Source organism: Pelagicoccus mobilis, from assembly GCF_016595505.1.
Lineage (GTDB): Bacteria > Verrucomicrobiota > Verrucomicrobiia > Opitutales > Opitutaceae > Pelagicoccus > Pelagicoccus mobilis.
Genome location: NZ_JAENIL010000140.1, coordinates 1 through 1,318, shown reverse-complemented (window position 1 = coordinate 1,318; position 1,318 = coordinate 1). Strand labels below are relative to the sequence as shown.

Sequence of the window (1,318 nt, the reverse complement as noted above, 5' to 3'; positions counted from 1 at the left end):
TGTTTAGTTCAAGGACATAGTTAACACATGTTAAAGGACATGGTTAACACATTCTAGGCGGGTTCTTGCTCCCCCTGGCCGGCTAGCCGGCCAGGGGGAGCAAGAAGGGGGTTGTAGTTGTTCTTGGACTTGGTCGCCCGGCTCAGGTCGATCATTCCCAAGCTTTTCCAGCAGTAAAATACCTCCCAACGAAGCTCGTCGAACTGATTGATCGCAACGCTTTCCCCTATGAAGGCCCTTCCGATAGTGAAGCTACGGCCCTTGAACATCAGCTCCCCTTTGCTCTTAACTTTGCGAACTTCCTGAGCGTCGCCGTAGAAGCTCAGGCAATCGGGAATGGTGGCAGGCAAAGTCCGCTCCGAAGCTCGGTAGCGGTCGGCTGGACAGTCCAGATCGAGCGAACGGTGCGGACGCACGTGGTTGTAGGTCTCGCGGAACTGGGCGAACTCCAGGTCGCAATGTTCCAAGTCGCGCCAGAGCGTGGTCTTGCTCAGCAGCTCGTGCTTGAGGGTCTGGTGGAAGCGTTCCTCCTTGCCTTGGGTCTGCGGATGCAGCGGACGGCCATGGATCATCTCCACGCCAAGGCGCAGCAGCCACACCTCCAAAGCGCTCGCCGCTCCCGCCCCTCTGCCCCAAGGCGAACCGTTGTCGCAGAGGATCGCCCACGGCCGGCCGTATTTGCCGAAGCATGACAGCAGGCATTCCTGCACAGTCGAGGTCCTCTCGTCCTGGCAGGCCTTGAGGATAAGGTTGAAGCGGGAGTGGTCGTCGCAGGCGGTGAGAGGGTGGCAGCGCTTGGATCCGGCCATCTCGAAGTGCCCCTTGAAGTCCATCTGCCAAAGCTCGTTGGGTTGGGAGCGCTCGAAGCTTTGAGGCGCTTCGCGCGGCCGTCGACCTTGGCTAAGCAAACCGTTTCGACGGATCATGTTGTGTACGGTGGTCGCGGACGGCAGCTCGGTTTCCCCGGCGTTCTGGAGCAGGCGCCGCAGTTTGCGACCGCCCCAGCTGTCGTGCTTTTTGCGTAGTTCCACCACTTTCCTCTCTACTTCGGCACGGCTTTTGTTGGGTTGCCCCAACGGTCGCCGAGAACGATCCTGCAGCCCCTGCAAGCCTTCCTCGCGGTAGCGGCCAAGCCACTTGTACGCGGTTGGAGGACTTATGCCGAAACGGCGAGCAAGCTCTCGAACGTTCGCTCCTGGCTTCGAAGCCAGGAAGACGAAATCTCTTCTTTGGGTTATCTTATCGGTCTCCATCCACGGCATCAAAAAGTGTTAACCATGTCTCTTAACACCTGTTAACCATGTATCTTGACCAGACA

At 58.3% G+C, this 1,318-nt stretch carries 1 protein-coding gene; it reads right to left on the bottom strand.

The features are described from left to right. Positions 1-53: 53 nt before the first annotated feature. Positions 54-1,253 (bottom strand): IS481 family transposase, encoded by a 1,200-nt coding sequence (locus JIN87_RS27940; RefSeq protein WP_200360036.1) that lies wholly within the window; start codon positions 1,251-1,253, stop codon positions 54-56. Positions 1,254-1,318 lie beyond the last annotated feature (65 nt).